The organism is Methanoculleus sp. UBA291 (genome assembly GCF_002499755.1).
In the GTDB taxonomy this organism is placed as follows: Archaea; Halobacteriota; Methanomicrobia; order Methanomicrobiales; family Methanoculleaceae; genus Methanoculleus; species Methanoculleus palmolei.
Genome location: NZ_DANC01000024.1, coordinates 52,336 through 53,772, shown reverse-complemented (window position 1 = coordinate 53,772; position 1,437 = coordinate 52,336). Strand labels below are relative to the sequence as shown.

At 55.7% G+C, this 1,437-nt stretch carries 3 protein-coding genes and 1 pseudogene; 2 read left to right on the top strand and 2 right to left on the bottom strand.

Going from position 1 to position 1,437, the window contains the following annotated elements; all coding sequences use genetic code 11:
* Positions 1-323: 323 nt before the first annotated feature.
* Both BP737_RS06110 and BP737_RS06105 read right to left on the bottom strand, forming a co-directional pair.
* Positions 324-509, bottom strand: a complete 186-nt coding sequence (locus tag BP737_RS06110; RefSeq protein WP_292407375.1) for a type II toxin-antitoxin system HicA family toxin — start codon at positions 507-509, stop codon at positions 324-326.
* A 25-nt stretch (positions 510-534) separates the two neighbouring features.
* Positions 535-759, bottom strand: a complete 225-nt coding sequence (locus BP737_RS06105; RefSeq protein ID WP_292407377.1) for a type II toxin-antitoxin system HicB family antitoxin — start codon at positions 757-759, stop codon at positions 535-537.
* A 155-nt stretch (positions 760-914) separates the two neighbouring features.
* Between BP737_RS06105 and BP737_RS14725 the strand changes: the two genes are divergently transcribed.
* Both BP737_RS14725 and BP737_RS14720 read left to right on the top strand, forming a co-directional pair.
* Positions 915-1,142, top strand: coding sequence for a helix-turn-helix domain-containing protein (locus tag BP737_RS14725; protein WP_349680627.1), 228 nt, complete (start codon positions 915-917; stop codon positions 1,140-1,142).
* Positions 1,081-1,209 (top strand): annotated as a pseudogene (locus BP737_RS14720) (hypothetical protein); the annotation flags it as partial. The gene BP737_RS14725 and the pseudogene BP737_RS14720, both read left to right, overlap by 62 nt.
* Positions 1,210-1,437: the final 228 nt, after the last annotated feature.

Below are 1,437 nucleotides of genomic sequence, written 5' to 3'. Positions count from 1 at the left end.
AGATGGGAGCACGCTCTTTAGGGGCTTCGCGATTCCACCTCTCCCCCGGTGTCGGGGGAGCGGACCGCAATAGGCCGGTTGACGGCGGCCCTGGCAGCAATGTCGCTGCACTGTGGTGTCGTTTGCGCAGGTGTATAGCCGTGATCCGCAGGGAGGCTCCTGCTTCGTGCCTTCCATAGCGCAACAAACATCTGTTGGACTTCCTCCGGCATAAAGAATAGCCGTTCGGGGTGAAAGTGTATCGTGATATGCGAAGGGCCGATTCCTCCCATGACTCAAGTCGCGGGAATCCTCGGTCATTCTCTTGAACACAGTTCAAACCATCACTTGAAGGTACGCCTGAATTCTTCCCTATCGATCCCGGCTTGTTTGAGGATGCCAATCAGGGTATCTTTCTTCAGCTCACGGTGCAGAGGTACGGAAAAGACCCGCCATTCCTTCTGCGCAACAACATGGGACGAGGTCTGCCGTTGCGGGACGAAACCAGACCGGGCAAGGTACTTTACCATCTCTTCCCCGGAAATGACCGGCAGCCTATATGACATCAACTACGTCAACCTTTGATATCTCACGACGGGCAGTTGATGTCTTCCGATACAATTTTTCCCGCTGCACGTCAAGAACGAGTTCTATTGCTTCTTTGATGTTGGCAAGTGCTTCCTCCCGCGTTTCGCCCTGGCTGATCGCTCCCGGGATCTCAACACACTGGACGGTGAACCCACCCTCTTCCTGTGGTTCGAGCACTACCGTATATTTCATGATCATACCCTTGATCACGCGGATCATACAAGTTTTTTGGTAGTTGTCTCGCGGGGCTCTCGGAGCAGAGTGGGAAGACCCCGGTCGAGAGGACTGGGGATGACACGGCACAACCCAGAGGGTTGTGCCTGTCAGGAAGATGCAGAGCATCTTCCGTGAAGCGGCGCCCCTCCCTCCGGATCGCATACTTCCACCTCGCGTGGCTCCCCCGCATAGTATTAGTATTGGTGGTCCCACACGCCTCTATCCGTCTGTTGCGGGGCTACCGGTACCGGTTGTATCCAACTGCCGATCAGACGGTCCTGATTCGCCAAACACCTCGGGTACTGCCGGTTCATGTACAACCGGGGCTTGAATCTCAAGAACAAGGTTTACCAGGATGACGAGGTGAGGTTGTCTGCATACGACCTCATCAACCGCCTCCCTGCTCTCAAGGCACGGCGCGGTTGAAGCGTGCCCGGCAGGAAGAACCCAAAGGGTTCTTCCGTGAAGAGCGTCGCTGAAGATTCATATAGTTCAGAGTATTCTGACACATCCCCACGAAAGATTGAGTGATCTCTGGCGTCAAATTGTCGACACGGCTTCCCTCCGGGCATCGTCACGCGGGGAGCGACTGCCGGTACAGCGGGAGTTTGAGAAACTCTTCGAGTTTCGAGATGCACCCGGCGGAACGGCGGG

What these genes read in the sequence shown, in the direction of transcription:
- BP737_RS06110 (WP_292407375.1), bottom strand. Translation starts at nt 509, where the DNA reads ATGGTAAAGTACCTTGCCCGGTCTGGTTTCGTCCCGCAACGGCAGACC.
- BP737_RS06105 (WP_292407377.1), bottom strand. Translation starts at nt 759, where the DNA reads ATGAAATATACGGTAGTGCTCGAACCACAGGAAGAGGGTGGGTTCACC.